Source organism: Sphingomonas jinjuensis, assembly GCF_014197105.1.
In the GTDB taxonomy this organism is placed as follows: Bacteria; Pseudomonadota; Alphaproteobacteria; order Sphingomonadales; family Sphingomonadaceae; genus Sphingomonas; species Sphingomonas jinjuensis.
Window position 1 is genome coordinate 219,448 of the sequence record NZ_JACIEV010000005.1, and the last position, 22,712, is coordinate 242,159.

Here is a 22,712-nt window from a genome sequence, read left to right on the forward strand (position 1 = left end):
CACCCCGAGCCTAGGCCCGGGGTGACGCAATCACGCTCAGCCAGCCGGTGCAGCCGCCGGTGCCGCACCACCGGCAGCGGGCGGTGCCTGCAGATAGGTCGTCCACAGCTGCGCGATACCGGCGCGCGGCTGGGTCGTGACCTTGGCGAAGCTTGCCGTAGCGGCGGTCTTGTCGCCGGCACGCGCCTGGGCGATGCCGAGGTGGGTGTTGACCTCGTCGGCGTTCACCTTGGCGCCGCCCTTCTGCAGCGCCAGCTGATACATCTCGATCGCCTTGGCATAGTTGCCGGTGCCGAGATACGCGTCGCCAGTCTGCGCCGCGATGTCGCCGGAGGCCGCGGCCTTCGCCTTGTTCTCGCTGGTGGTCAGCGAGCCTTCGAGCTGGATGCCCTTGGCCGAATTGGCGAGCAGCTCCTTGGCGAGCGCATTGGCGGCGGGCACCTTGCCCGACGCGATGCCCTCCTTGATCACCGCGTTCGATTCCTGCGGCAGACCGCGGTCGGCAAGCGCCTGCGAATATTCCTCATAGTCGTACTGATCGGCCAGCGAGCCCGTGGCGCGCATCAGACGGAACAGGTCGATCTTCTGCGGCTTGTCGAGCGTCGCGATGCTGCCCTGGCCGATGCCGTAGGTGACGATGACGTCGCGCCACGTCTTCGACGTCGGATACGCCTTGACGTAATCGAGCATCCACTGGGTCGCGACCTGCTTCTGTCCCGCCTTGTTCGACTGGGCGATGCCGTAGCGGTAGTAATCCTCCGGCGCCTTCTTGCCGGCCTGGGTCTGCGCGTCGATCGCCGCCTTCAAGTCCGACAGGCCGCCGGTCACGTTGCCGCTGGCGACCTTCGCCTGTGCGATCTGCAGGCCCATGTCCTCATTGACGTAGCCGAGCTTCTGCGCCTGCTCGAAATACTGGATCGCAACGGGATACTGCTTGCCGTTGTAGGCCAGCGCGCCGCGGCGATAGGCGTACTTGCCGCGATCTTCCGCCGGGGTCGACGGATTGGCGATCAGCGCGTCGAGCGGGGCGGCCAGAACCGCCTCGTTGATCGGCGCGTTCGGGTTTGCCTGCTGACCGGCGATGATCTTGGTCTGCTCTAGCTGATAGCGCAGCGCGGCGGCAATGTACTTGTCGTCGTCGGTCTTGGCCGCAGCCTCGAGCGCCACGACCTGCGGCTCCGCCGTCGCGACGTCGCGGGCGGCGAGCGCGGTCTGCGCGGCCTGCGCCGGCTTCAGCGCTTCGGGGCTGAGCTTCAGCCCGCCCTTTTTCTCTTCCTTCTTCGCCGCAGCCGCCGGAGAGGCGGTGATGGCGAGGCTGCTCACACCAGTCGTCAGCGCGAGCGCCAGTGCAAGCTTCGAAATGGTCTTCATGGGGGCGAACTCTCCTGTTGAGCGCTTTCGCGGATCGCCCGCGGCATTAACGATGCCGCGGCGTACCAGCAAGCGAAGGGAATGATTGCCGGTTCCAAATGCCGGTCCGCCGCTGAACCGCGATTGAACGCGGGCGCCCATGCCGCTACCCGGCGGCGATGATCGCCGTGATCTCCCCCGCCAAGACGCTCGATTATGAATCGGCGCTCCCGCCCGTCGAGCCGACGAGCCCGCGCTTCGCCGACGAGGCGGCGGTGCTCGCCAAGGCGGCGTCGCACCTGACGCAGAAGAAGCTATCGGAACTGATGCACATCTCGCCGGCGCTGGCGAAGCTCAACGCGGACCGATACCGCGACTTTGCCGAGGCGCCCGAGCGTCCAGCGATGTTCGCCTTCGCTGGCGACGTCTACACCGGGCTCGACGCGGCGACGCTCGACGAGGCGGCGGTGACGTTCGCGCAGGATCACCTCAGGATGCTGTCGGGTCTGTACGGCCTGCTTCGTCCGCTAGATGCGATGCGGCCCTACCGGCTGGAGATGGGCACGCGCTGGGCGCCGCGGCGCAAGAAGCTGACCGACTGGTGGGGCGATCGCATCGCCGACGCGCTCGCCGACGATCTCGCCGCCGAAGGCTCCAACACCGTCCTCAATCTCGCCAGCCAGGAATATTGGGCGGCGGTCGACGGACGGCTCCCCGCCAGCGTCCGCGTCATTGCGGTCGATTTCCGCGACGGCAACCGGTTCGTCAGCTTCCACGCGAAGAAGGCGCGCGGGATGATGGCGCGCTGGCTGGTCGAGCATCGCATCGAGAACGTCGACGACATGCGCGGCTTCGACGCCGACGGCTATCGCTTCGATGTCGAGGCGAGCAGCGACGACCAGTGGCGGTTCGCGCGATGACCCGCGCGGTCGTCATCGGCGCCTCGGGCGGGATCGGCGCCGCCATCGCCGACGCGCTGGCGGAGGAAGGCCAGGCGCCGATCCGCCTCGCACGCTCGCTGCCCGGCGAGGCGCATATCGATATCGAGGACGAGGCCAGCATCGCCGCCGCGGCGGCGCGAGTGGCAACGGGTGGAGTCCTCGATCTGGTCGTCGTCGCCACCGGCCTGCTGCACCAGGGCGATCGGACGCCCGAAAAGTCGATCGGCGAGCTCGATCCCGCCTGGATCGCGCGTCAGTTCGCGATCAATGCGATCGGCCCGGCGATCGTCGCGAAGCATTTCCTGCCGATCATGCCGCGCCAGGGGCGCTGCGTCTTCGCGGTGCTCTCGGCACGGATCGGCAGCATCTCCGACAACAAGCTCGGCGGCTGGTACGGCTATCGCGCGGCGAAGGCGGCGCTCAACCAGTTCGTCCGCACGCTCGCTATCGAGGAGCGTCGGCGCAACGATCGCGCGATCGTCGTCGGCCTTCATCCCGGCACCGTCGACACCGCGCTGTCACGCCCGTTCCAGGGCCGGGTGCGCGAAGGCACACTGTTCACGCCCGATCGCGCCGCGGTGCAGCTGCTCGACGTGCTCGATGGATTGAAGGCGCCCGACAGCGGCAAGTTGTTCGATTATCAGGGTTTAGAGATTGCACCGTGACACGAAGTGACGGCATTGTCATGCCCGCGCCACATCGCCGTCAGCGGTGTGGGCGCAGAAAAGGGTCAGCGGCGCTCCTATCCCCCTGTCTTGGAGCGCCGCACCCCATAACAATATAGGAAGGTGTCTGATGACCAAGTCGCTTCCCTTCATCCTTCTGTCGGCCGGCGCGATGATTGCCGGTACCGCGGCGATCGCCGACGCGCAGACCGCGACGAAGACGACCACCAAGACGACGACCCAGCGCGCCGCCAATGGCCAGTTCGTCAAGAAGACGACGACGTCGGGCAAAATGGTCACCACCAAATTGGCCAATGGCAAGTCGGTCACCTACGACTGCGGCAAACCGGGCAACGCGACGAAAGCCGTCTGCAAAAAGTGAGCGGCCACCGTCGATCACGCGCGCGCGTAAGCGTACACGCGCGCGTGACAAGCGAGCAGCGGCGGCGTAGACGGGCGTGACACCCTCGTAACAACCCGAAAGAGCCGCACCCTTGGCCGACGAGACGACCCTCGCCGAACCCTCCGACGTCTCGACGATCTCCATCGTCGACGAGATGAAGTCGAGCTATCTCGACTATGCCATGTCCGTGATCGTCGCGCGCGCGCTGCCTGACGTCCGCGACGGCCTGAAGCCCGTCCATCGCCGCATCCTGTATTCGGCGAACGAAAGCGGCTTCCTGTTCAACCGGCCCTACCGCAAATCCGCCCGCATTGTCGGTGACGTGATCGGTAAATACCACCCGCACGGCGACACCGCGATCTACGACGCCTTGGCGCGTATGACGCAGGACTGGTCGATGCGGCTGCCGCTAATCGACGGCCAGGGCAACTTCGGTTCGATGGACCCCGACCCGCCCGCCGCGATGCGCTACACCGAGGCGCGTCTGGCCCGGTCGGCCAATTATCTGATGGAGGATCTCGACAAGGATACCGTCGATTTCCAGCCCAACTACGACGGCAGCGAGCGCGAGCCACAGGTGCTGCCGGCGCGCTTCCCCAACCTGCTCGTCAACGGCGCCGGCGGCATCGCCGTCGGCATGGCGACCAACATCCCGCCGCATAACCTCGGCGAAGTGGTCGACGCGTGCCTGGCGTATATCGACAACGGCGCGATCACGACCGAAGAGCTGATGGACATCGTGCCGGGGCCCGATTTCCCGACCGGCGCGATCATCCTCGGCCGTGCGGGCGCGCGCTCGGCCTATGAGACCGGTCGCGGCTCGATCATCGTCCGCTCGCGCCACATCGTCGAGGAGGGCCGCGGCGATCGGCGTTCGATCGTCCTGACCGAGATCCCGTTCCAGCAGGGCAAGAACGCGCTCGTCGAGAAGATCGCCGAGGCGGCGAAGGACAAGCGGATCGAGGGCGTCAGCGACATCCGCGACGAATCGAATCGCGAAGGCGTCCGCATCGTCATCGACCTGAAGCGCGACGCGACGCCCGAGGTGGTGCTGAACCAGCTGTGGCGGCACACGCCCGCGCAGGGCTCGTTCCCCGCCAACATGCTCGCGATCCGCGGCGGCCGGCCCGAGACGCTGAACCTGCGCGACATCATCAGCGCCTTCGTCCAGTTCCGCGAGCAGGTCATCACCCGCCGCTCGAAGTTCGAGCTCGCGAAAGCGCGCGACCGCGCCCACATCCTGCTCGGCCTTGTGATCGCGGTGACCAACCTCGACGAGGTCGTCCGCATGATCCGCGGCTCGGCGAGCCCCGCCGAAGCACGCGCCGCCCTGCTCGCGCGCGAATGGCCGGTGGCGGAGATCGCCTCCTACCTGCGCCTCGTCGAGGCGGTGGAGAGCGAGCGGGTCGGCGACACCTATCGCCTGTCGGACGTCCAGGTCCGGGCGATCCTCGACCTGCGCCTCCATCGCCTGACCGCGCTCGGCCGCGACGAGATCGGTGACGAGCTGAAGACGCTCGCCGATTCAATCAACGAGCTGCTCGAGATCCTCGCCAACCGCGCCCGCCTCTATGCGGTATTGCGCGAGGAGCTGGTCGACGTCCGCTCGATCTTCGCCACCCCGCGGCGGACCGAGATCGCCGCTGCCGCCGACGGCATCGACGACGAGGACCTGATCGAGCGCGAGGACATGGTCGTCACCGTGACCGCGGACGGCTACATCAAGCGGACCCCGCTCGACACCTTCCGCGCGCAGAAGCGTGGCGGCAAGGGCCGTGCCGGCATGGCCACCAAGCAGGAGGACGCGGTGACGAACCTGTTCGTCACCTCGACCCACACGCCCGTCCTGTTCTTCTCGACCGCGGGCAAGGTCTATCGGATGAAGGTCTGGCGCCTGCCCGAGGGCGGGCCGGCGACGCGCGGGCGGCCGATGATCAACCTGCTGCCGATGGATGCGGGAGAGACGATTTCCGCCGTCCTGCCGCTGCCCGAGGACGAGGCGACGTGGAGCGACCTCCACGTCATGTTCGCGACCGCCAACGGCACCGTCCGCCGCAACTCGATGGATGCGTTCACCAACGTGCCGCGCGCGGGCAAGATCGCGATGCGCTTCGACGACGACAGCAGCGACCGCCTGATCGGCGTCGCGCTGCTGACCGAGTCGGACGACGTGCTGCTCGCGACGCGGGCGGGCAAGGCGATCCGCTTCGCCTCGACCGACGTGCGCGAATTCCAGAGCCGCACCTCGACCGGCGTTCGCGGCGTCAGCCTCGCCGAGGGCGACGCGGTGATCTCGCTGTCGATCCTGAAGGGCTTCGACGCCTCGACCGAGGAGCGCGACCAGTATCTGAAGGCGGCGCCTTGGAAGGAAGGCGAGCGCGACGTGACGCTCTCGCCCGAGCGCATGGCCGAGTTCGAGGCGGCGGAGGAGTTCGTCCTCACCGTCACCGCCAACGGCTATGGCAAGCGCACCTCGGCCTATGAATATCGCCGCACCGGCCGCGGCGGCCAGGGCATCACCAACATCGTGACCTCGGCGCGCAACGGCGACGTCGTCGCCAGCTTCCCCGCACATTCGGGCGAGCAGCTGATGCTGGTGACCGATCAGGCGAAGCTAATCCGCCTCTCGGTCGGCGACGTCCGCGTCACCGGGCGCAACACGCAGGGCGTGACGCTGTTCGACGTTGCCAAGAACGAACACGTCGTGTCCGCCGCGCGCATCGACGAAGAGGAAGAGCCCGAGAATCCCGCCGAGGAGCTGGTCGCCGAGGAACTCGCTCAGGCGCCCGCCGCGCCAGTCGAGGATCAGCTGATCGTCGACGACGGCACCGGGCCCGCCACGCTGGGCGAGAAGGACATCGAGGAATGAGCGAGCGCCCGCAGATCGCCTATAAGGTGCTGACCGCCGACGAATTGGCCACGCTGGAACGCGATGGCCGGTTCGAAGGCTCAGCCGACGACCGCCGCGACGGGTTCATCCACCTGTCGACCGAGGACCAGCTGGCGGGAACCGTCGACAAGCACTTCGCTGGCGTCGACGATCTCCAGATCGCGGCGATCGATCTCGGCAGCTTCGGCGGTTCGCTGAAGTGGGAGGAAAGCCGCGGCGGCGCGCTGTTCCCGCACCTCTACGGGCCGCTGCTGCTCGAAGAGGTCATCGCCTACGGCCCGCTGGTGCGTGGGACGGATGGGGCGATCAAGCTACCGATCGCTGGGTAACTGACCCACCCTCACTCTCCCCACTGCCTTCGGCAGCGGGCCTCTTCCCTCTCCCGGCGGGAGAGGGAAAAAGCTGCCGCAGGCAGCGAAGGGTGAGGACGGAGCAATTTAAGCATACAAATCCACCACCTCCGCCCCCTCGCCCACCGCGCGCAACAACAGCGTCCGGTGGCAGTGGCAGGGATCGCGCTCGTAACACAGCAGCGCGCTCGGCTTCTCCGCCGCCAGGCCCATCATGATTGCCGCCTCTGCCTGCGTCTCGGGCAGCTCGAGCTGTTCGGCATAGACCCGCTCCAGCGTCGCGACATCGCCCTTCTTCGCCGCATCGCGCCCTTCCTTGGGCGTGCCAAGTGTGCGGAGGTGGACATAGTCGATCCCCGCCTCCTTCAACGACGCCGCCAGCGACGATTTGGAAAAGCCTGGCCGCCGCGACAGCGGCAGCGCGCGGACGTCGATGACGCGCTCGACTCCGGCCGAGGTGAGCGCCGCCAGGAACTCCGCCATGGTCGTCGCTTCATAGCCGATGGTGTAGATCGTCATCCCCGCTCCTCGTGAAACACCGCCTCAACGTTGATCCCGTCGGCGTCGAGCACGAAGGCGGCATAATAGCCCGTGCCGTACTGGGGCCGCAGCCCGGGGGCGCCATGATCGCGTCCGCCGGCGGCGAGCGCGGCGGCGTGGAAAGCGTCGACCTCGGCACGGTTCGCGGCGCGGAAGGCGACATGGCTTCCCTCCCCGGGCCGCTCGCCGTCACCAATCACGAAGTCGACTGTCTCGCCGACTCCCATCAGTACGACCGAATGACCGGCGTCGTTCTTCGTGTCGGCAATGATCCGGTAACCGAGCGGCGCTAGAGCGGCGGCGTAGAAGCGCCGCGAACGACCGATGTCGATTACCGCGAGCCCAAGATGATCGATCATCGCCGCCTATCCCTCGGTTCGTCCCGTTATGGTGCGCACAATGTGCAGACCGCCATAGACTGTTAACCATTCCGCGGCTAATCGCGCGCCCGTTTCCGGCGCGGCTTGGGCGCCGGGGTGCCCAACAATCCGAATAGCGGCAAGGTTCCCGATGGCCTCCACTTTCTTCGCGGCTGCGCGCGGTCATGTCTTCACGCGGGCACTCGGGCTGCTTCGGCCCGAACGTGGCAAGGCGGGCGCGCTGATCGGCGCCGGTGCGCTGATCGCAGTGCTTCAGGTGCTCGAGCCGCTGCTGTTCGGCAAGGCGATCAACGCGCTGACCGCCCGTGCCAATCCGATGCGCTATGTCGCGCTCTGGTGCGCGATCAGCACGATGGGCTTCCTGTCCGCCGTCGTCATCTCGCTGATCGCCGACCGCCTGGCCCACCGTCGGCGCCTCGCCGGCATGGCCAGCTTCGTCGAGCATCTGCTCGCGCTGCCGCCGTCGTTCCATAACGAGGCACGCTCGGGACGGCTGATGCGGATGATGATTTCGGGTTGCGACAGCCTGTTCATGCTCTGGCTGCCGCTGCTCCGCGACCAGATCACCAACGCCGCGATCCTGTTCGCGCTGGTGCCGATCGCGTTTTTCACCAACTGGCGGCTGGCGCTCGTCCTCGTCGCGCTGATGCTGATCTATTCGGCGGTCAACCTGATCGTCGTGCGGCGGACCTCGACCGGCCAGGCGATGGTCGAAAACCGCTTTACCGACCTGTCGGGCAAGCTCGGCGACCTGTTCGGCAACGTCACCGTCCTTCAGAGCTTCCTCGCCGTTCCCGGCGAGCTCCGCCAAGTCAAGTCGTCGCTCCACGACCTGCTCCATGCGCAATATCCCGTGCTCAACTGGTGGGCGATCTCGGCGGTGCTGACCCGCGGTGCCTCGTCGATCGCGATCGTTGCGATCTTCGGCGTCGGTGCGGCGCTGGTGTCGCGCCACCACGCGACGATCGGCGACGTCGTCGCCTTCGTCGGTTTCGCCACGCTGCTCGTCGCCCGGCTCGAGATGATGACGACCTTCATCGTTGACGTCGCCCAGCGCCTGCCGTCGCTCGCGCTGTTCTTCGGCGTGCTCGATCAGGAATCGCATATCGTCGAGGCCCCGGCCGCACAGCCGCTGACCGTCGCCAGGGGGCATGTCCGCTTCGACAATGTCTCGTTCCGCTATCCCAGGGGATCGGGCGCGGTCCACGACCTCGCCTTCGATGTCGCGCCCGGTGAGACGGTGGCGATCGTCGGCCCGACCGGCTCGGGCAAGTCCACTGCGCTCGGCCTGCTCCAGCGCGCCTATGACCCTGAAAAGGGCCGCATCCTGGTCGATGGCCAGGACATTCGCGACGTCACCCTCGCCAGCCTGCGCGCCGCGACCGGCGTCGTGTTCCAGGAGGCGGGGCTGTTCAACCGATCGATCGCCGTGAATATCGCGATGGGCAATCCCGATGCGACGATGGCGCAGATCGAGGACGCCGCGCGGATCGCCGGCGCGTACGATTTCGTCATGCGCAAGCCGCAGGGTTTCGCCACCCCCGTCGGCGATCGTGGCCAGGGCCTGTCGGGCGGGGAGCGCCAGCGCATCGCCATCGCGCGCGCGCTGCTCAAGGACGCGCCGATCCTGCTCCTCGACGAGGCGACCAGCGCGCTCGACGTCGCCACCGAGGCGCGGCTTCAGGAAAGCCTCGACCGCCTGCGCGCCGGCCGCACCACCTTCGTCATCGCTCATCGCCTGTCGACGGTACGCGCCGCCGACCGCATCATCGTCCTCGACCAGGGAAGGATCGTCGAACAGGGTAGCTTCGATGAGCTGGTCGCGCAGGGCGGCACCTTTGCCGCGCTCGCCCGCGATGGTGGCCTGACCCAGGCGGCGGCGAACGACGATGCCGACGAGGGCAAGGCCGCGCTGACGGCGTGACGTCGCGCACGCGGTGGTGTAGCCCGCGCCGTCATGACCCACGACATCCACGTCATCGGCGGCGGCCTCGCCGGATCGGAAGCCGCCTGGCAGCTGGCCGAGGCCGGCTATTGCGTCCGCCTGTCTGAAATGCGCGGCGGCGGCACCATGACGCCCGCGCACCATACCGACAGCCTCGCCGAACTCGTCTGCTCGAACAGCTTCCGCTCCGACGATGCCGAGAGCAACGCGGTCGGGCTGCTGCATCAGGAGATGCGAACGCTCGGCTCACTGATCCTGCGCCAAGGCGATATCCACCGCGTCCCTGCGGGGTCGGCGCTCGCGATGGACCGTGACGGCTTCTCCGCCGGCGTCACCGCCGCGCTGGAGGCGCATCCCAACATTATGATCGTCCGCGAACGGATCGATGCGCTGCCCGACGGTCCCGCGATCATCGCCACCGGTCCTCTCACCGCCCCCGGCCTCGCCCAGGCGATCGGTGCGGCGACGGGTAGCGACGCGCTCGCCTTCTTCGATGCGATCGCCCCGATCGTCTATCGCGACAGCATCGACATGGACATCGCCTGGTTCCAGTCGCGCTGGAACAAGGGCGAAGGGTCCGACTACATCAACTGCCCGATGACCAAGGAGCAGTATATCGCCTTTCACCAGGCCCTGCTCGATGGCGAGAAGACCGAATTCCGCGAGTGGGAGAAGGACACACCTTATTTCGAGGGCTGCATGCCCGTCGAAGTCATGGCGGAACGCGGCGTCGATACGCTGCGCTACGGGCCGATGAAGGGCGTCGGCCTCGACGATCCGCGCACCGGCCGCTGGCCTTATGCCGTCGTCCAGCTGCGCCAGGACAATGCCACCGGCACGCTGTGGAACATCGTCGGCTTCCAGACCAAGCTGAAGCATGCCGAGCAGGTCCGCCTGTTCCGCACGATCCCGGGTCTGGAGAATGCCGAGTTCGCGCGGTTGGGCGGGCTTCACCGCAACACCTTCATCCGTTCGCCCGAACTGCTCGATCCGACCTTGCGGCTGAAGAACCGGCCCAACATCCGCTTCGCTGGCCAGATCACCGGCTGCGAAGGCTATGTCGAAAGCGCGGCGGTCGGCTTGCTCGCCGGCCGGTTCGCTGCCGCCGAGTTGGCCGCCCGAACCTTGACGCCGCCGCCCCCGGAAACCGCGCTGGGCGCGCTCCTCGGCCACATCACCGGCGCAGCGGAGGCCGAGACCTACCAGCCGATGAACGTCAACTTCGGCCTGTTCCCACCGATCCCCGGCCGGACCAAGAAGGCCGACCGCAAGAAGATGTACACCGATCGCGGGCGTGCGGCGCTGGCGACGTGGCTCAGCTCTCTTCCGACTGGGGCGCCGACGGCGGCGGACAATTCGCGGGAGCACGCGGCTTCCGCTTGACCGCGGTGGTCGCGAACTCGGCGGCGTTCATCGCGCCAGACTTGTCGCGGTCGGCGGCGGCGAACTTGGTCGTCGCCTTGATCGCCCATTCGTCGAACGAGAGCTGCCCGTCGCCGTTGCGGTCGAGCTTGGCGAACGCCTTGCGCCGCTGCGCCAGATATTCCTCGCGGGTGACCTCGCCGTCGCGATTCTTGTCGTAGCGGTTGAACCGCTTCTGCTCGCGCGTGGCGGGCGACGCCTTGGGTACGCTGTCGGGAAGCGGCGCGTCGTCGATGCCCGCCCGCTGCATCGGCGCGGCGGGAAGCGCCGCCTGCACCGCCGGCCGGTCACCAAGCATCAGCACGCCTGCCGCACCCGCCGCCACCACCGCGCCGGCTCCCGCCACCCATCGCCACATCGTCCGTTTCCCCTGCGAAAGATCACCGACCGGTAAGCCGGAACCGCGCCACACGCCATGCCGCGCCAAGCCCGCCGGCCGTACCATCGCGAGACCGAAGCGGCAGTAGCGCCAGCAGCGTCAGCACCCCCATCGGTCGTGCCGCCGCCGGCCATGGCGACATCGTGGCGTCACGCCACCGGGCCTCCGCCAGATCCCTCGCGCGGGCGCGCTCCTCGCCATCGATCGAGGCGGCAAAATCGGCCAGCGCCCATGCCTCGCCCGCCGCTGCCGGTGGGGTCGTCCCGAGCAGCGCACCGACCGCGGCAAAGAGCGTCTCGCCACGCTGGCGTGCGAACCGGCATAGCGCCTCGTCGGGAAGTGGACGCGGCTCCAACACCACTTCCCAACCGCTCGCCATCTCGGCCAGCGCGGCACCGGTCACGCCCCGCGGCAACACCTCGGCGGCGAGTTGTTCGAACAAAGGCTCCGCCGGCACCGTGCCGGCGTCGAGCGCACCCAGCGCCTCGAACCACCAGGTCAGCCGCATCTGCGCCACCAGCGGATCGCGCGTCCGCCGGGCGAGCTGTTCCAGTCGGCGATCGAGCGCGACGACGGCATCGTACGCCGGGTAAATCACACCTTCAAGCTGGCCGCGGATAAGCGAAAATGGATCGGACACGCCGGGATTATACCGAAATTTAATCAAGCCGCGGTAGTCCCGCCAGCATGGTCGCCACTCCCGTTGTCCCGCCACGTCGACGCGGTCGACCCCTTCGGCGGCTCATGGCCGACAAGAGCGGAGCGACGATCGTCGAATTCGCGATTGTCTCGATCCCCTTCTTCGCGTTGCTGATCGCCATCCTGCAGACTTCGCTCGTCTTCTTTGCGCAGCAGGCACTCGATACGGCAAGCGAGAAAGCTGTCCGCATCCTGGTAACCGGCTCAGCGCAAAAATCGGGAATGACCGCCGCCCAGTTCAAAACGCAGGCCTGCACTAGCCTGCCCACTTTCATGCAATGTGCGAACCTGATCGTCGACGTGCAATCGGCCGCCCAATTTTCCAGCATCGACACGTCGACGCCGACGATCACCTACGACAGCTCCGGCAAACCGGTCAGCGCGTTCGACCCGGGCGACTCGAGCGAGATCACGATCGTACGGCTGATGTACATCTGGAACGTCGCACCGGGTCCGCTCGGCTTCGATCTATCGACACTGTCGCGCGGCAAGCGATTGATGGTCTCGACCCAGGTGTTCAAGTCGGAGATTTCGTGATGCGGGCCGTGCGCTTCATCCGCCGCCTTCTTGCCGCACGGCGCGGCGTCGCGATGATCGAATTCGCCATGTCGCTGCCGTTCCTCACGGTGCTCTACGTAGGTGGCTTTCAGGTGTGCGACGCCGTCTCCGCCTGGCGGAAGGTCACGCGCGCCACGCGCACGGTCGCGGACCTCACTTCGCAATATACATCCGTCGACGAGCAGGATGTCATCGACATCCTCAATTCGTCCCAGCAGGTGATGTCTCCCTACAAGGCGTCGGCGGCGATCATCACGGTCACGCAGGTCAAGATGAACGACCTTGCCTATCCCACGGTCGACTGGAGTCGCGGGAAGAACGCGCAAGGCTTGGCAAGCGGCACCTACTTCAACCTGCCGCTCGCGATCCGCCAGGCCAACACGTCGATGATCGTCGCGCAGATCAGCTACACCTACACGCCGCTGTTCGGGTCGAAGTTCTTCGGCACGATCCCGCTGCGCGAGACGATCATCATGAGTCCGCGCGCGTCGACCTCGGTCACGATGCAGCAGTGATCGACCCCCCGGCACCCTTTCGCTTCGAGATCGTCACGATGTTCCATGCCTTTGCCTCCCGGCTCCGCCGCCTCGTAACCGATCGTCGTGGCAACGTGCTGATGATGATGGGGTTTGCGGTGATCCCGCTTACCTTCTCGACCGGCATGGCGATCGATTACGTGCGCGCGGCGCGGCTTCAGACGAAGCTCAACGCCGTCGCCGATGCGGCGGCGCTGGCGGCGGTCACGACGCCGATGATGAGTAAGACAAGCGCCGACGCCTGCGCCCAGGCCCGATTGCTGTTCGTCAACCAGACGACAGGGCTGGATGGATTGGTTATCAACGTGCTGGACAGCACGCAACTGGCGGTGTCGGTTACTGACAATGCCAGCACGGGCAGTTGTTCGACAACCAAGTCGGCGAGTTCGACGGCCTACAACCGGACCGCAAGCATCACGTGGACCGCTCAGTCTACTAATAGCTTTTCGGGCGTACTCGGGATGCGGACGATTACGATCGGCGGCAAATCGGAAACGAAGGCGGCCGTCGCGCCGAATATCGATTTCTACGTGCTGCTCGACACGTCGGGATCGATGGCGTTTCCCGCGACCAGCGCCGGCATCACGCTGCTGCGGTCGAAGACTGGGGGGTGCGCGTTCGCGTGCCATTCCACCAACGACGGTCGGGCACAGGACGCGAACGGCCAGTGGACGGACTATTATGGCGTGGCGACGTCGTTCGGCATCCCGCTGCGTGTGGACGAAGCGCGCAAGGCGGTTCAAGCGATGATGAGCCAGGCGACCTCGCTCGCGCAGAACAACAAGGCGAAATATCGCGCAGCGATGGCGACCTTCGCCGCCTCCGATTCGCGCGCGAACAACAGCTTCAAGATTCTGTCCGGATTGACGAATAATCTCAGTAGCGTCTCGTCTGCGGCCGCGGGCGCAAAGACATCGCTATATTACAACAACGGCTGCCCGAAGCAGGATTTCTGCAACAACGATACCGATACCGCGACCAGCGACGCCTTCACGCGAGCGAACAATGTAATCCCGACGCCTGGCAACGGCACGAACGCTTCCGGGGATTCCCCGCAGGGCATTCTGTTCGTTATCACCGATGGCATGCGCGACGAATATCGCCCCAACGGCCGCCCGGAAGTCGCGATCGATACCGCCCTGTGCACGGCGATCAAGAATCGCGGGCTTCGTATCGCCGTCCTCTACACCGAATTCCTGCAGAGCTCGATGGATGGCAACGACTGGTCGCAGACGAACGTGGTGCCCTATCTGTACCAGATAGAGCCTGCGCTCCAGGCGTGTGCATCGACTGGCCTGTACTACAAGGTGACATCGGACGACGACATCACCGCGGCCCTCAACAAGCTGTTCCAGCAGGCCGTCGCCACCGCCCACATCACCCAGTGACGCGAGCGGCGGCAACCCCGATCAGCCCTTGTAGCAGACCTTCTTCACCGCCTTCACCACCTTGGCGGCGTCGATCAGCGCGAGCTTCTCGAGGTTGGCGGCATAGGGCAGCGGCACGTCCTCGTCGGTGACGCGAAGGATGGGGGCGTCGAGGTCGTCGAAGCCCTCCTCCATCACGAACGCCGCGATTTCCGACGCAATCGAGCAGGTCGGCCAGCCTTCCTCGACCACCACGATGCGGTTGGTCTTGGCCAGGCTCTTGAGCACCGTCTTGCGATCGAGCGGGCGCAACGTGCGCAGGTCGATCACCTCGGCGTCGATCCCCTCGCCCGCCAGCGTCTCGGCGGCTTCCAGCGCCAGGCCGACACCGATCGAATAGCTGACGATCGTCACGTCCTTGCCCTCGCGCATGATCCGCGCCTTGCCGATCGGCAGGACGAAATCGTCGAGCTTGGGCACGTCGAACGAGCGACCATAGAGCAGCTCGTTCTCCAGGAACACGACCGGATCCTCGCTGCGGATCGCCGCCTTCAGCAGGCCCTTGGCGTCCTGCGCGTCATAGGGCGCGATCACGATCAGGCCGGGGACGCTGGCATACCACGGCGCATAGTTCTGCGAGTGCTGCGCACCGACACGGCTTGCCGCGCCGTTGGGACCGCGGAACACGATCGGGCAGCGCATCTGGCCACCCGACATGTAGTTGGTCTTGGCGGCCGAGTTGATGATGTGGTCGATCGCCTGCATCGCGAAGTTGAACGTCATAAACTCGACGATCGGGCGAAGGCCGCCCATCGCTGCGCCCGTGCCGACGCCGGCGAAGCCATATTCGGTGATCGGCGTGTCGATGACGCGCTTGTCCCCGAATTCGTCGAGCAGCCCCTGGGTCACCTTGTAGGCGCCCTGATATTGCGCGACTTCCTCACCCATCACGAACACGCGCTCGTCGGCGCGCATTTCCTCGGCCATCGCATCGCGCAGTGCCTCGCGGACGGTGGTCTTCACCATCTCGGTGCCCGCGGGCACTTCGGGGTTCTCGACCTCGGCCTTGTGCGCGGCCGCCTCGAACAGCTGGCGCGCGCCGGTGTCGACCTTCTCCTGCGCCGGGTGTGCCGAGTCTTCGACCTTGTCGGCCTTTTTCTCGTCCGCCTTCGCCTGCGGCGCGGGGCTGTCATCCTTCGTCGCGGCAGGCGCTGCGGCGGAGGCGTCCTCGCCCTCGGCGGCCAGCGTCATGATGACGGTGCCGACCTTCACATTGTCGGTGCCCTCGGCGACCAGGATCTTCGCGACGGTGCCTTCGTCGACCGCCTCGAATTCCATCGTCGCCTTGTCAGTCTCGATTTCGGCCATGATGTCGCCGGACTTCACCTGGTCGCCTTCCTTGACGAGCCACTTGGCCAGCGTGCCCTCCTCCATCGTCGGGGAGAGCGCGGGCATCTTGATCTCGACGGCCATCAGTAAGTCTCCACCAGCACGTCGGTGTACAGCTCGCCAACCTCGGGCTCGGGCGTGCTCTCGGCAAAGTCGGCGGCTTCGTTGACCGTCTTGCGGATGTCCTGTTCGACCTTCTTCAACTCTTCTTCCTTGACGCCCTGCTCGGTCAGCAGGCGCTTGACGTGCTCGATGGGGTCGGACTTGTCGCGCACCGCCTGCACTTCGTCGCGGCTGCGGTACTTGGCGGGGTCCGACATGGAGTGGCCACGATAGCGATAGGTCTTCATCTCGAGGATGACCGGCCCCTTGCCCGCGCGCACCCACGCCAGCGCCTCCTCGGCGGCACCGCGGCACGCCAGCACGTCCATGCCGTCGACCTGGATGCCGGGGATGCGGAAGCTTTCGCCGCGGCGATACAGCTGGTCCTCGGACGACGCGCGATTGACGCTCGTGCCCATGGCGTACTGGTTGTTCTCGATTACGAAGATGATCGGCAGCTTCCACAGCTCGGCCATGTTGAAGCTCTCGTACACCTGGCCCTGGTTGGCCGCGCCGTCGCCGAAATAGGCCAGGCACACGCCGCCGTCGCCGCTGTACTTGTGCTTGAAGGCCAGGCCGGTGCCCAGCGACACCTGCGCGCCGACGATGCCGTGCCCGCCGTAGAATCGCTTCTCGGTCGAGAACATGTGCATCGAGCCGCCCTTGCCCTTGGAAATGCCGGCGGCACGTCCGGTGAGCTCGGCCATGATGACCTTGGGATCGATGCCATAGGCCAGCATGTGGCCATGGTCGCGATAGCCGGTGATGACCGAATCTCGCTCGCCGTCGAGCGCCGACTGAAGGCCGACGGCGACCGCTTCCTGGCCGATGTACAAATGGCAGAAGCCGCCGATGAAGCCCAGGCCATAGAGCTGGCCCGCCTTCTCCTCGAAGCGGCGGATCAGCAGCATTTCCTTGTAGAACTGAAGCAACTGTTCCGGGTTCGCCTCGAACGGCTGCGGTTCGGCAGGACGCTCGCGGTTGGGAATGGGCGGCTCGTTGGTGCGCACAGGGGCTTTGGCCACGATCAGGAAAACCTCGTTTCCGTAGGGGAGATGTGGGTGCCTATAGTCCTGCTTCATTGCTCCTTTCAATTCCCGCGGTTGCTCCCGGCGCTGACAGCGGCCAAAGCGTCTCTCACATGGCCGAAATCGTCCACCCGCTGCGTATCGCCGACTTCCGCGCCTATTGGCTGTCGCGCTTCGCGGGCACCATCGCGCTGTCGGCGCAGGGCATCATCATCGGCTGGCAGGTTTACGGCATCGCCCGTGAAACCATGCCGATCAGGGAGGCAGCGTTCCTCCTCGGCATGATCGGGCTGGTCCAGTTCGTGCCGCTGTTCCTGCTGACCCCGGTGGTCGGGCTGGCGGCCGACACCTTCGACCGGCGCTGGATCGTTCGCTTTACCACGCTTCTGCTGACGGTCAACGCGCTGATGCTTGGCGTGTTGACGTGGATCGGCGACCTGTCGCTGCCCTTCCTGTTCGTCGCCGCCGGCTTCGTCGGCGTGGCCCGCGCCTTCGCAGGGCCTGCCTATTCGTCGCTCGCGCCCAACCTCGTCCCGCGCGAAAGCCTGCCGACTGCCATCGCGATCAGCACCCTGGCGTGGCAGACCGGCACGATCGCCGGGCCGAGCGTCGGCGGCCTCCTCTACGCGATCCACCCCGACGTCGCCTATGCCACCGTCGCGGCGCTGTTCGTCCTCGCGCTCGGGCTGATGTTCCTGATCGGCAAGGTGCCGCAGCCGCCGGCGCAGACCGACCGCCATCCGATGCAGCGGATCCTCGACGGCTTCCGCTACGTCCGCGCCAACCGGCTGGTGCTGGCGACGATCACGCTCGACCTGTTCGTCGTCCTGCTTGCCGGCGCCACCGCGCTGCTGCCGATCTACGCGCGCGACATCCTCCATGTCGGGGCGAGCGGCCTTGGCTTCCTTGCCGCGGGCATGGGTATCGGCGCGGCCGTGGCGTCGCTGTGGTTCTCGTTCCGGCCAATGAAATCCGACGTCGGCCGCAAGATGCTGATCGCGGTACTGATCTTTGCGGCTGCGATCCTGACGTTCGGTCTTTCGACCAACTTCTACCTCAGCCTCGTCGCGCTGATCGTCGCCGGCGCCGCGGACATGGTGTCGGTCTATGTCCGCACCTCGCTGATCCAGCTCCACACGCCCGATGCGATGCGCGGCCGCGTATCGGCGGTGTCGCAGCTGACCATTTCCGCCTCGAACGAACTCGGCGAAGCCGAGAGCGGCTTGCTCGCTTCGCTGCTCGGGCCGGTCGGCGCGGTCGTCTTCGGCGGCTGCGCGGCGATCGGCATCACGCTTCTCTGGTCGCACCTGTTCCCGGAACTCAAGCGGGCGCGAACCTTTGATCCTCCCGACATGCTCGAAGCCGAGCCCCAACACGGAGTAGCACAGCCATGAAGGCGAACACCGTTCTCGAGACGATCGGGAATACGCCCCATATCCGCCTGCAGCGCCTGTTTCCGGGCAGCGAGGTGTGGATCAAGTCCGAGCGCAGCAATCCCGGCGGTTCGATCAAGGACCGCATCGCGCTGGCGATGATCGAGGCGGCCGAGGCATCGGGCGACCTCAAGCCCGGCGGGACGATCGTCGAGCCGACCAGCGGCAACACCGGTGTCGGCCTCGCCATGGTCGCGGCGGTGAAGGGCTACAAGCTGATCCTCGTCATGCCCGAATCGATGTCGATCGAGCGCCGACGGCTGATGCTGGCCTATGGCGCGACCTTCGACCTGACGCCGCGCGAGAAGGGCATGAAGGGCGCGATCGAACGCGCGCTCGAGATCGTCTCGCAGACGCCCGGCGCCTGGATGCCGCAACAATTCGAGAATCCAGCGAACATCGACGTCCACGTCCGCACCACGTCGCAGGAGATCCTCAACGACTTCCGCGATTCGCCGATCGACGTCATCATCACCGGCGTTGGCACCGGCGGCCACATCACCGGCGTCGCCGAGACGCTGAAGAAGGAATGGCCGAACCTGAAGGTCTTCGCGGTCGAACCCACGGCGTCGCCGGTCATCGCGGGCGGCCAGCCCGGTCCGCACCCGATCCAGGGCATCGGCGCCGGCTTCATCCCCCGCAACCTTCACACCCAGGCGCTTGACGGCGTGATCGAGGTAGACGCCGACGTCGCCAAGGACATGGCACGGCGCTCGGCGCGGGAGGAAGGTCTGCTCGTCGGCATTTCGTCGGGTGCCACCCTTGCGGCGATCCTCAAGAAGCTGCCCGATCTCCCCGACGGTGTCCGCGTGCTCGGCTTTAACTACGACACGGGCGAGCGCTATCTCTCGGTGCCGGATTTCCTGCCCGAGCAGTGAGTATCTCGACCAAGACCGGCGTGGCGCTGGGCGCGATCGCGCTCGGCGCCGTCGCAGTGCCGACCTGGGTGGTGCTTCATCCTCCGGCCCTGGCGGCCGCGCGCAAGATCGCGATCAAGTTGCCCAAGCGCATCGTGCCGCAGGCCGAGCTACCGCCGGTCGAGCCGGTTCGATTCGTCGATCTGTCGTCCGACGACGCGCGCGAATACAACGCGTCTGTTCCGTTCTCCGACGCGCCCAACCCGGCGGCGCGGCCGTTCCGCTTTAGCGGCCCCACCGACGCTCGCGCGCGCGCGGTCGATTGCCTGGCGGCGGCAGTGCTTTACGAGGCCGGCGACGACGCCAAGGGCGAGCGCGCCGTGGCGCAGGTCGTCCTCAACCGTCTTCGCCATCCCGCCTTTCCCAAGACCGTGTGCGGCGTCGTGTTCGAGGGCGCGGAGCGATCGACCGGCTGCCAGTTCACCTTCACCTGTGACGGCGCCCTCACCCGCTGGTCGCCACCCGACGCCGGCTGGCGCCGTGCCCGCGAGATCGCCGAGATGGCGCTGTCGGGATCAGTCTTTCGACCGGTCGGCTATTCGACGCATTATCATACCGACTGGGTCGTGCCCTATTGGCAGTCGAGCCTCGACAAGGTCGTAAAGGTCGGCAGTCACTTGTTCTTCCGCTGGGCCGGCTGGTGGGGCACGCCGCCCGCCTTCGGCCGCACCGTGTCGGGTGACGAGCCGTCGATCGCCAAGCTGGCGGCGGTGTCCGATGCGCATCGCCTGGGCGCCGCGCTGGACGAGGCAGCCGTGGCGACCACGGATGCCGCCACCGCCGCGACGACCGGCACGCCCGCCAGCGTGGAGGCCGATCCCAACAGTTTCCTCGTCGTCCTGCCCCGCGGCGTCGCACCCGAAACCTACCCCGCGCTGGCGCAGCAGGCGTGCGGGGAGCGCACCTACTGCAAATTCTCCGCCTGGATCGATCCGGCCAAGCGCCCGGCGACGTTGCCGCTGAACGCCGCGGACATCGCGTCGATGACCTTCAGCTATCTCCGCGACCGCGTCGGCGGCTATGAGAAGCCCTTGTGGAATTGCCAGCAGGTCAAGCGCGCACCGCCTGGCCAGTGCATGAAGACGCAGATGCTCGGCACGGCGCCCCAGCCCGCCAACGCGGTCACGATCGAGCCGCTCCGCGGGCCGGGCGAACTCCCCGGCGTGCGTCGTCGCCCAGTCCCGGCCCCGACGCCCTCGCCGACCCCGTCTCCCGTTGGCGGCGACTATCGCTGAATGATCAGGCGGCAGGCAGCGGCTCCGCGCGGATCGGCGTGAATGCCGCCGGACGCGCGCCGCGCTGGATCGACTTCGACGTCAGCACCGCGCCAACGCCCAGCAACATGACAAAGGGCACCGCCGCGTTGCCGAAGAACCCCGAGGTGAAGCAGGTGACGACGGTCGCGACCTGCACGCCGAAGCAGGCCGCGGCAATCCGGGCGGTCGTCTCATCCGGAAGTCGGTTGCGGACACGGAACACCTGCACCGCCGCGATGACGAACATCATGAACAGCATCAGCATCGCGCCGACGCCGCCGGTAATCCCGGCTAGAATGTAGCCGTTGACGAAATCGATGATGCCCTCGCCCTGCCGCAGGTCACCCATCACGACTTTGATCGTCGCCCAGTCATAGCCGAACACAGGGCTGCGCATAATCTCTTCGATACCGCGGTCGAAAAGCTGGCGACGGTATTCCCCAGTGCCCTGCGAATCCTCCGATCCACCGGTAAACGCCGCCAGGCCGGCGATATAGCGGCCACCGATGGTTGCAGCACCGTAGAGCACTGCCATTCCCACCACAGCTATGCCGACCCGGGCATATTTGCCACGATAGGCCTCGAATCCTAGCCAGGCGAGGCCAGCGAACACGAAACCGCCCCGCGACACCGTCGCATAGATGCCACCCAGCATCACCAGCACCGCAATCTGGAATGCGATAGTGCTCCGGAAAACGTTGCGAATCGCTAGTACAAGGATGAGCCCGAACGCACACAATCCAGCCAGGGAGTTCGATTCGAGGTAACTCCCTGTCGCGCGCATCATGCCCCCGCGCACCTTGAACGCGAGCGCCTTCGGCAACGGAATGCCGGTCGACCAAAAGATGTTCTCGTAGATCGGCCAGTAGGCGCGCGACTGGTAGAGACCGATCACCGCCTGCAGCGCGATCGCGATCATGAACGCCGTCGCGAAGCGACGGATATCCGCTCGCGTCTGCAGCCCCTGCGCCGCGATCAGGAACGGAATACCATAGAGCATGAAGGTTTCGATCAGCGACCGTAGGGACGTCGTCGCATTGGCGCCGTGGATCATCGTGATGATCGTCACAATGTAAAGTAGGACGAACGGTACCGCTGCCCCGGCGCCGATCCGCAATGCCGGTCCGCTGCGCCGGTGGACCGACAGCGCCAGCAAGGCGCCCACGAACACGCAGTGCCATGACGTCACCGTCAACAGCGCCGATCCGCCAACGCGGATCTCCTGGCTCATCGCCGGTATGCCCAGCATCGCAAATGGCAGGAAAGGCGCCACATCCTCCCGACGCTTCGCCGCCAGCGGCACGACCAGGAATGCGAAACCGAAGATCGCCCATATCGATGGCGCGAACATCGCCCCCGTGTAGATCGCCGGCATGATCCACAGCGCCCGCTGGCGGATCCAGCTGCGGTCGGGTTCACGCAGCAGTCCGGTGAGGAGCCAGCCCGCCACCCCCAGGATCAGCGAGACCTTGACGCACGAAACCATCACCGAAAACATGCGTCAGACCTTCGACCGTCAGCCACGCCCCGCGGGCGGCGGGGCGAGGAGCGACTTTTGGCAGCAGCCCCTTTAAAAGTCCATGAACCGGACCATCGGCTTTGACCGGTGCATAAAATCGGTTGCGGAGCGCTCGACGCGAAGGCAACACCTAGGCCGATGACAGAGCTCCTTTGGCCGGCACCCGCGCAGTATCTACGCGAAGACGCGATCCGCGGCGGCATGGACCTGTTGCTATTTGCCCATAAATCGCACCTGCGCCGGGCCGACGAAGAACTCTCCGCGCTTCAGATCGGTCGCGCCCACCATCGCGTGCTCTATTTCGTCGCGCGCCAGCCGGGGCTGTCGGTCGGCGAGCTGCTCGACCTGCTCGGCGTGACCAAGCAGTCGCTTGGCCGGGTTATGACCGACCTGCAGAAGCGCGGCCTCATCATTCAGGAGCCCGGCCAGCGCGACCGTCGCCAGCGTCTCCTACGGCTCAGTGCCGAGGGTCATGATCTCGAACAGCGCCTGTTCAACGAGCTGCGCGCCAACATGCAGCGCGCCTATGCCGCCGCCGGCGAAACCGCGGTCAATGGCTATTGGTCGATGATGCAGCATCTGATGACGCCCGAGGCGCGGTCGCAATTCGCCGCATTCCACGCCAAGTCGAAGAACAGCTAGG

General features: G+C 66.4%; 22 protein-coding genes. 14 read left to right on the forward strand and 8 right to left on the reverse strand.

Annotated features, from left to right (window positions below; all coding sequences use genetic code 11):
- Positions 1 to 36: 36 nt before the first annotated feature.
- Positions 37 to 1,371, reverse strand: a complete 1,335-nt coding sequence (locus GGQ80_RS10615; protein ID WP_183984551.1) for a tetratricopeptide repeat protein — start codon at positions 1,369 to 1,371, stop codon at positions 37 to 39.
- Positions 1,372 to 1,529: 158 nt separating this feature from the next.
- Between GGQ80_RS10615 and yaaA the strand changes: the two genes are divergently transcribed.
- The 5 genes from yaaA (at position 1,530) to GGQ80_RS10640 (ending at position 6,578) form a co-directional block, all read left to right on the forward strand.
- Positions 1,530 to 2,270: a peroxide stress protein YaaA gene (gene yaaA / locus GGQ80_RS10620; protein ID WP_183984553.1), complete on the forward strand. Its 741-nt coding sequence runs from the start codon at positions 1,530 to 1,532 to the stop codon at positions 2,268 to 2,270.
- Positions 2,267 to 2,956, forward strand: coding sequence for an SDR family NAD(P)-dependent oxidoreductase (locus GGQ80_RS10625; RefSeq protein ID WP_183984555.1), 690 nt, complete (start codon positions 2,267 to 2,269; stop codon positions 2,954 to 2,956). Before yaaA ends, GGQ80_RS10625 begins: the two co-directional genes overlap by 4 nt.
- A gap of 130 nt (positions 2,957 to 3,086) precedes the next feature.
- Positions 3,087 to 3,338 (forward strand): hypothetical protein, encoded by a 252-nt coding sequence (locus GGQ80_RS10630; RefSeq protein ID WP_183984557.1) that lies wholly within the window; start codon positions 3,087 to 3,089, stop codon positions 3,336 to 3,338.
- 112 nt (positions 3,339 to 3,450) lie between these two features.
- Complete coding sequence (gene gyrA, locus GGQ80_RS10635; protein WP_183984559.1) at positions 3,451 to 6,228, forward strand: DNA gyrase subunit A; 2,778 nt, start codon at positions 3,451 to 3,453, stop codon at positions 6,226 to 6,228.
- Positions 6,225 to 6,578 (forward strand): DUF952 domain-containing protein, encoded by a 354-nt coding sequence (locus GGQ80_RS10640; protein WP_183984561.1) that lies wholly within the window; start codon positions 6,225 to 6,227, stop codon positions 6,576 to 6,578. The genes gyrA and GGQ80_RS10640 overlap by 4 nt, the downstream gene beginning before the upstream one ends.
- A gap of 108 nt (positions 6,579 to 6,686) precedes the next feature.
- On the opposite strand, the gene GGQ80_RS10645 is transcribed toward GGQ80_RS10640, so the two are convergent.
- Both GGQ80_RS10645 and GGQ80_RS10650 read right to left on the reverse strand, forming a co-directional pair.
- Positions 6,687 to 7,118 carry a DUF488 domain-containing protein gene (locus GGQ80_RS10645; RefSeq protein WP_183984563.1) on the reverse strand — a complete coding sequence of 144 codons (432 nt, stop codon included), beginning with the start codon at positions 7,116 to 7,118 and terminating at the stop codon, positions 6,687 to 6,689.
- A complete protein-coding gene (locus GGQ80_RS10650; protein WP_183984566.1) occupies positions 7,115 to 7,498 on the reverse strand; it encodes a VOC family protein in 384 nt (127 codons plus the stop codon). The genes GGQ80_RS10645 and GGQ80_RS10650 overlap by 4 nt, the downstream gene beginning before the upstream one ends.
- A gap of 151 nt (positions 7,499 to 7,649) precedes the next feature.
- Here GGQ80_RS10650 and GGQ80_RS10655 point away from each other — a divergent pair, with 151 nt between their 5' ends.
- Both GGQ80_RS10655 and trmFO read left to right on the forward strand, forming a co-directional pair.
- A complete protein-coding gene (locus tag GGQ80_RS10655; protein ID WP_183984568.1) occupies positions 7,650 to 9,443 on the forward strand; it encodes an ATP-binding cassette domain-containing protein in 1,794 nt (597 codons plus the stop codon).
- Between the two features lie 33 nt (positions 9,444 to 9,476).
- On the forward strand, positions 9,477 to 10,847 hold the full coding sequence (trmFO, locus tag GGQ80_RS10660) for a methylenetetrahydrofolate--tRNA-(uracil(54)-C(5))-methyltransferase (FADH(2)-oxidizing) TrmFO (protein ID WP_183984570.1): 1,371 nt from the start codon (positions 9,477 to 9,479) through the stop codon (positions 10,845 to 10,847).
- Here the strand turns inward: trmFO and GGQ80_RS10665 are convergent.
- A complete protein-coding gene (locus tag GGQ80_RS10665; RefSeq protein WP_183984572.1) occupies positions 10,780 to 11,244 on the reverse strand; it encodes an EF-hand domain-containing protein in 465 nt (154 codons plus the stop codon). The two genes, trmFO and GGQ80_RS10665, sit on opposite strands and share 68 nt — an antisense overlap.
- A 22-nt stretch (positions 11,245 to 11,266) precedes the next feature.
- Entirely contained in the window at positions 11,267 to 11,863 is a 597-nt protein-coding gene (locus tag GGQ80_RS10670; protein ID WP_183984574.1) for a hypothetical protein, read from the reverse strand.
- A 146-nt stretch (positions 11,864 to 12,009) separates the two neighbouring features.
- Between GGQ80_RS10670 and GGQ80_RS10675 the strand changes: the two genes are divergently transcribed.
- The 3 genes from GGQ80_RS10675 to GGQ80_RS10685 all read left to right on the forward strand — a co-directional run bounded on the left by GGQ80_RS10675 (position 12,010) and on the right by GGQ80_RS10685 (position 14,446).
- A complete protein-coding gene (locus tag GGQ80_RS10675) occupies positions 12,010 to 12,501 on the forward strand; it encodes a TadE/TadG family type IV pilus assembly protein (protein WP_246346999.1) in 492 nt (163 codons plus the stop codon).
- Positions 12,501 to 13,037, forward strand: coding sequence for a TadE/TadG family type IV pilus assembly protein (locus GGQ80_RS10680; protein ID WP_183984578.1), 537 nt, complete (start codon positions 12,501 to 12,503; stop codon positions 13,035 to 13,037). Before GGQ80_RS10675 ends, GGQ80_RS10680 begins: the two co-directional genes overlap by 1 nt.
- A 101-nt stretch (positions 13,038 to 13,138) precedes the next feature.
- The gene (locus GGQ80_RS10685) at positions 13,139 to 14,446 is read left to right on the forward strand and encodes a pilus assembly protein TadG-related protein (RefSeq protein WP_246347018.1); all 1,308 of its coding nucleotides are present in this window, start codon (positions 13,139 to 13,141) and stop codon (positions 14,444 to 14,446) included.
- A gap of 21 nt (positions 14,447 to 14,467) precedes the next feature.
- Here the strand turns inward: GGQ80_RS10685 and GGQ80_RS10690 are convergent, their stop codons facing one another.
- Positions 14,468 to 15,898 carry a pyruvate dehydrogenase complex E1 component subunit beta gene (locus tag GGQ80_RS10690; protein ID WP_183984580.1) on the reverse strand — a complete coding sequence of 477 codons (1,431 nt, stop codon included), beginning with the start codon at positions 15,896 to 15,898 and terminating at the stop codon, positions 14,468 to 14,470.
- Positions 15,898 to 16,941 (reverse strand): pyruvate dehydrogenase (acetyl-transferring) E1 component subunit alpha, encoded by a 1,044-nt coding sequence (pdhA, locus tag GGQ80_RS10695; RefSeq protein WP_183984582.1) that lies wholly within the window; start codon positions 16,939 to 16,941, stop codon positions 15,898 to 15,900. The genes GGQ80_RS10690 and pdhA overlap by 1 nt, the downstream gene beginning before the upstream one ends.
- 116 nt (positions 16,942 to 17,057) lie before the next feature.
- Here pdhA and GGQ80_RS10700 point away from each other — a divergent pair, with 116 nt between their 5' ends.
- From GGQ80_RS10700 to GGQ80_RS10710, 3 genes are read left to right on the forward strand one after another with little or no spacing between them, the layout of a single operon-like run.
- A complete protein-coding gene (locus tag GGQ80_RS10700) occupies positions 17,058 to 18,338 on the forward strand; it encodes an MFS transporter (protein ID WP_183984584.1) in 1,281 nt (426 codons plus the stop codon).
- On the forward strand, positions 18,335 to 19,255 hold the full coding sequence (gene cysK, locus GGQ80_RS10705; protein ID WP_183984586.1) for a cysteine synthase A: 921 nt from the start codon (positions 18,335 to 18,337) through the stop codon (positions 19,253 to 19,255). Before GGQ80_RS10700 ends, cysK begins: the two co-directional genes overlap by 4 nt.
- Complete coding sequence (locus GGQ80_RS10710) at positions 19,252 to 20,529, forward strand: cell wall hydrolase (RefSeq protein ID WP_343051019.1); 1,278 nt, start codon at positions 19,252 to 19,254, stop codon at positions 20,527 to 20,529. Before cysK ends, GGQ80_RS10710 begins: the two co-directional genes overlap by 4 nt.
- 4 nt (positions 20,530 to 20,533) lie before the next feature.
- On the opposite strand, the gene GGQ80_RS10715 is transcribed toward GGQ80_RS10710, so the two are convergent.
- Entirely contained in the window at positions 20,534 to 22,048 is a 1,515-nt protein-coding gene (locus tag GGQ80_RS10715; RefSeq protein WP_183984588.1) for an O-antigen ligase family protein, read from the reverse strand.
- A gap of 159 nt (positions 22,049 to 22,207) precedes the next feature.
- Between GGQ80_RS10715 and GGQ80_RS10720 the strand changes: the two genes are divergently transcribed.
- Positions 22,208 to 22,711: a MarR family winged helix-turn-helix transcriptional regulator gene (locus GGQ80_RS10720; protein WP_183984589.1), complete on the forward strand. Its 504-nt coding sequence runs from the start codon at positions 22,208 to 22,210 to the stop codon at positions 22,709 to 22,711.
- Position 22,712 lies beyond the last annotated feature (1 nt).